Source organism: Halorussus amylolyticus (genome assembly GCF_004143485.2).
Classification (GTDB): domain Archaea; phylum Halobacteriota; class Halobacteria; order Halobacteriales; family Haladaptataceae; genus Halorussus; species Halorussus amylolyticus.
The window spans coordinates 1-4,675 of record NZ_ML974137.1 but is presented as its reverse complement, the minus strand read 5'-3'; the positions used below and the strand labels follow the sequence as shown (position 1 = coordinate 4,675).

The window sequence follows — 4,675 nt, the reverse complement described above, 5'->3', positions numbered from 1 at the left end:
GGCGTGGTCCGGTCCCCTTCCCTTCCCCGGGGGCGGGCCGTGGCGCCGCCCCCCCCCCCCCGACCGCTCCTGTGCGAGGAGACCGCCTACGGCTACAATCAGCGCGCGGTCTGGCACCGCGACGAGAAGGCAATTTCCGTGCCCGAGACGGGCGAGACGCTCGCGTTCGCGCTCGACGACTATCTCGAAGCCGACCCGCTCGACTCGGTTCCCGACCACCTCGAAGACGCGCTCGCGTCGTTCGGCGCGGGCGTCTCGGGCGGCGAGCAGATGGCGGTGGACGGCGACACTCGCGACAGACTCGAAGAACTCGGCTACCTCGAATAGTCGGCGTCGGCTTCGTACGAGAGCCGCTCTCTCACTCCATGTAACCGAGGTCCTTGAGATGCTGTTCGACCATCTCGTCGTCCTCGGCGATGCCGTCGGACCCGCCCTCTCGCATCCGTTTCATCCGGTTCTGGTGGTCGTCGAGCGCACGGGATAGCTCGTCGTACTCCGGAACCCCGTCGCCCGAGCGGTCGTCTTCGGGGCGTTCGTCGGGCGTCTCGCGCGCGTCGAAGCAGAACTCCCCGTCGTCGGCGTGGCGCAGGAGCTTCCAGCCGTCGGCCCGGCGCGCACAGCACCGGGCGTACTCGATTTGCCGACCCACGTCGGCGAAGGCGTACTCGCGAGGGTTGGCCGTGCCCTCGGCGACTTCGAGCGCCGATTCGCCCTCCCAGCCCTCGAAGGCGTCGAGACCGAGCGCGTCGGCAATCGTCGGAGCCGTGTCGATGAGCCGAATCTGGCCGTCAATAGTGTCAGGAGCGCGGTCGGGGTGACTGACCACGAACGGCACCCGAAGCACGCCCTCCCAGAACTCCGGCGGGTGGCCCGCGTGATTGTGTTCGCCCACGAGTTCGCCGTGGTCGGCGGTGAACACGACGAGCGTGTCGTCGAGTTCGCCGCGCTCGCGGAGGGCCGAGAGCACGGCGTCGAACTGGTCGTCCACGTACGCGCACTCGGCGTCGTACAGTCGGCGAATCAGGTCCCACTCGCGGTCGGTCACCTCGTCGGGGTGGTGGGTCCCCTTCCGCGAGAGGCCGCGACACCGCGACAGGCCGAGGGGTTCGTCCAGAAACTCGCGCTGGTACTCGTCGGGGGCCTCGTAGGGGTGGTGGGCGTCCATGTAGTGAAGCCACGTGAACCACTCGCCCGATTGGTCGTCAATCCAGTCGAGTGCCCGGCGGTTCAGCGACTCGGCGCGCTCGTACTCGCTCTCGTTGCCAGTCGCGTTCGCAAAGAGCGCGTCGACGCGGTTGTACACCGCCTCGATGGTCTTGAACACCGGGCCGTCCTTGTCGAGGTTCGACTGGACGAACTGCTTGAGTTTCCCGGCTTCGGTCGTCCCGCTGGCGTCGTACATCTCGGCAAATCCGCGGTCGTAGTGGTACGACCCACTCGCGAAGTGGTTGTCGGTGTAGCCCGCGGTGGCGTACCCCGCCTCCCGGAGCGTCTCTGCCAGCGTCCGAATGCCGTCGTTCGACCCCGGTTCGGGGATACCGAGCCCCTCGATGCTCGCGAAGTACCGACTCGCGTGGATAGCCGGGAACGACGCCGGGGTCGAGGGTCCGTTGGCGATGCACTCGGCGAATTCGAGCGACTCGTCCGCGAACGACCGAGTAGCGGGCATCACCTCCGAGTTCACCCGGTCGGCCCGGAGCGAATCGACCGTGACGAGGAGGACGTTCATACTGGCTTTCTGTCGGGCGGCGCTTAAAATGCTACCCGTCTCTCGTTCGGCGTTCTCGTTCGGTGAACGACCGAGGAACGATTACACTGCAGTCGGAGTTGGAATTCGGAGTCGGAATCGGGAGAGGAGGAGTGGAGTTGGAGTTTGGAGTTCAGAGTTGAAATCTGAAACCAGAGGCAAATCAGAAGCTAGCTACTCCCGATACCTATGAGAACCGCACCGCCACCGCGCCCGCGACAGCCACACGCCTCCCCAACCGACTCCCTACGCTCCTTCCAGTCGCTCCGGTCATCCCTCGCGCGCTTTGGGCGCGGGTCAAACCGCGACCCGCGCCAGCGCGCGCCGTGCCGAAGTGAAGGCGTGCGAAAAATGGAATTTCATGCCTCCGAAATTCACCCGTACACGTCGAGCACGCGCTCGGTCACGTCGTCCCACGTCGGCAGCGCGGCGGCGGGCGCGGCGCGCCCGACCGCCGCGCGCACGCCCGCGGCCACGTCCTCGGGCGCGACGCCCGCGACCCCCGCGCAGTCCTCGCGGTCGGCCCAGTCCACCAGCGCGCCCGCCTCGCGGACGACGCAGGGCGTCCCGGCCGCGAGCGCCTCGGCGACCGTCATACCGTAGGATTCGAACGCCGAGAGGGTGAGATACGCCTCTGCTCCGGCGTACAGCCCCGGCAGGCGGTCGTCGGCCACGAACCCCAAAAATTCCACGCGGTCGGCGACACCCGCCTCGCGAGCGACCCGTTCGAGTTCGTCGCGGTAGTCGCCCGACCCCGCGACCAGCAGGTCGTACTCCGGCAGGTCCGCCAGCGCGCGAATCGCGTGCTGGACGCCCTTGTACGCCTCTAACCGACCGACGCAGAGCAGATACGGCCGGTCGCGGGCGTCCGGGGTCGCCCCGGCGAATCGCTCGACCTGCAGGCCGTTCGGAATCACGGTCGCCGAGACGTCGAAATCCTCGTAGAGTCTGTCGCGCTCCCACTCGCTGACCGCCACGACGGCGTCGGCGCGGCCGAGCGCCCACCCGCCGGGGAACCGATACGCCGACAGCAGGCGGTCCCGAACGCTGTCTGCGCTCGCGCCGTGGTAGTGGGTCGTCACGACGAATCGAGCGTCTCCGACCCCGAGCGCCGCGAACAGCACCGGGAGCGAATGGTAGTTGTGGGCGTGGACCACGTCGGGGTCCGCCCGCCGAACCGCCGCCGAGATTCCGGGTGCGACGTGGAACGCGCCGCCGGGAGCGAACCCCCGAAACCGACGGACTTCGACGCCGTTTCGAGTCTCGCGGCGCGGTACATCCGGCCCGGCGTCGGCCGTGAACACCGTGACCTCGCGACCGCGCGCGACCAGTCGTTCGCTAATCTCGGCGACGTGGGCCTCGACGCCTCCGGCACGGGGCGGATACCGCGGTGTGACCTGCAAAACTCGCATGGGCGCTCAGTCGAACGCCTCTCGAAGCTCCTCGTCTACCTCCCACGTGCCGTCGCCCTTCCCTCGGAGGAGTTCGACCGCGGCGTGGAGGAGCGACACCTGCGAGTCGAACACGGCGTAAACCGCCTGAAGCGGGCCGAGCAGGTCCTTCTGGCCGAACCAGACGAACCCCGCGAGCGCGGCCGGAACCGCGAGTCCCGCCCATCCGGCGACCGAAACCGCGGCCGCGGTCACGGCGACGACGCTCAGCGCCACGAGCCACGGCGAAATCACCATGAACCACCAGTTGAACGGCAGGACGGCCTTCCCGTACTTTCCGTACTTCCCCAGCGCGTCGCGGTGCTGGACGAGCAACCGGATGAGTCCCATCCCGCGACGGTCCTTCTGGAGGCGGCGCTTGCCGAAATCAGAGTGGGAGGCTTCCTTGTACCGAATCGCGGGGTCGAAGACGACGCGGTCGCCGCCCCGTCGAATCTTGAGCGCGAGCTCGGTGTCGTCGGCGAGCGATTCGGGGTCGAGCGGGACGACGGCGTCGTTTTCGAACGCCGAGAACGGCCCGTGGAAGATGAGCGTCGAGTCGAGATGGGATTCGAGCGTCTGGACGTGTGCCTGGACGCCCCGGTAGCCCGCTTCGACTTCGCTCCCGCCGAGGACCTCCGCATTCTGGCCGGTAACCGCGGCCACGTCGGGGTCTGCGAGGTTGGCGGCCGCCTCTCGGAGCGCGTCGGCGGCGACGTACGAATCGCAGTCGGTCTTGACGACCATTTCGTTCTCTGCGGCGGCGTAGGCGTCGTTCAGCGCGGGCGCGAGACCGCGGCGGTCGTCCTCGCGGATGAGATTCAGGTCGGGATGCTCGCGCTCGGCGAAGTACGACTCGACGAGTTCGGGCGTCTCGTCGTCGCTCGAATCCACGACCACGACTTCGACTTTCTCCATCGGGTAGTCGAGCGAGAGCAGGTCGTCGAGTTTCTTCTCGACGATGCCCGACTCGTTGTACGTCGGCAGGACGACGCTCACGCTCGGTTCGGCCTCGCGCTTGTCGGCCGCAGATCCGCTCGGCCGAACCCACGCGTAGAGCGCCAGAAACGCGACGTAGGGGAGCGCCGTCAGAACGACGAGCGCCCCGGCAGCCGTCACGAGGGAGTTCATACGACCGAATATGAAACCCCGTTATAACACACTGTTGGTCGTACGTCGGTGAGCGCGAAAAATGAACCGTCCGGACGGGACGGAAGTGAGAGGAAAGTCGGTCGAAATCGGAAACCCGATCAGACCGTGACTGCGCTCTCCTGGGAGAGCGACTGCGGGACGTTCGCGCGGTAGATGGTGACCGCACCGTACTGGGTGGTGAGTTTCAGCTCCACCGTCTGGCCCTCGTCGAGACGCTGGCCGCCGATGGCGGTGGCGTTCATCGAGATGCGGAAGCGGTCGTCCTGGCTGTTGAGCACCGGTGCGGAGTCGTCGGTGTCCTTGATTTCCGAGACGTTGAATTTGTCGATGTCGCCCTCATCACCGT

Annotated in this window: 4 protein-coding genes and 1 pseudogene; 1 reads left to right on the top strand and 4 read right to left on the bottom strand. The window is 67.3% G+C overall.

Annotated elements, in window-relative coordinates; translation table 11 throughout:
- The first annotated feature begins 39 nt into the window (after positions 1-39).
- Positions 40-327, top strand: a complete 288-nt coding sequence (locus tag EKH81_RS19410; RefSeq protein WP_202935152.1) for a hypothetical protein — start codon at positions 40-42, stop codon at positions 325-327.
- 31 nt (positions 328-358) lie between these two features.
- Here the strand turns inward: EKH81_RS19410 and EKH81_RS14050 are convergent, their stop codons facing one another.
- From EKH81_RS14050 to EKH81_RS14035, 4 genes and pseudogenes are all read right to left on the bottom strand, one after another.
- Entirely contained in the window at positions 359-1,729 is a 1,371-nt protein-coding gene (locus EKH81_RS14050) for a sulfatase family protein (RefSeq protein ID WP_132060791.1), read from the bottom strand.
- Between the two features lie 392 nt (positions 1,730-2,121).
- Positions 2,122-3,159 (bottom strand): glycosyltransferase family 4 protein, encoded by a 1,038-nt coding sequence (locus EKH81_RS14045; protein WP_132060789.1) that lies wholly within the window; start codon positions 3,157-3,159, stop codon positions 2,122-2,124.
- Positions 3,160-3,165: 6 nt separating this feature from the next.
- Complete coding sequence (locus EKH81_RS14040; protein ID WP_132060788.1) at positions 3,166-4,308, bottom strand: glycosyltransferase; 1,143 nt, start codon at positions 4,306-4,308, stop codon at positions 3,166-3,168.
- A 119-nt stretch (positions 4,309-4,427) separates the two neighbouring features.
- Positions 4,428-4,675 (bottom strand): annotated as a pseudogene (locus EKH81_RS14035) (archaellin/type IV pilin N-terminal domain-containing protein); the annotation flags it as partial.

Bases quoted from the DNA above. Each gene is read 5' to 3' on its own strand.
- EKH81_RS14040 (WP_132060788.1), bottom strand. From the start codon at position 4,308: ATGAACTCCCTCGTGACGGCTGCCGGGGCGCTCGTCGTTCTGACGGCG.
- EKH81_RS14045 (WP_132060789.1), bottom strand. From the start codon at position 3,159: ATGCGAGTTTTGCAGGTCACACCGCGGTATCCGCCCCGTGCCGGAGGC.
- EKH81_RS14050 (WP_132060791.1), bottom strand. From the start codon at position 1,729: ATGAACGTCCTCCTCGTCACGGTCGATTCGCTCCGGGCCGACCGGGTG.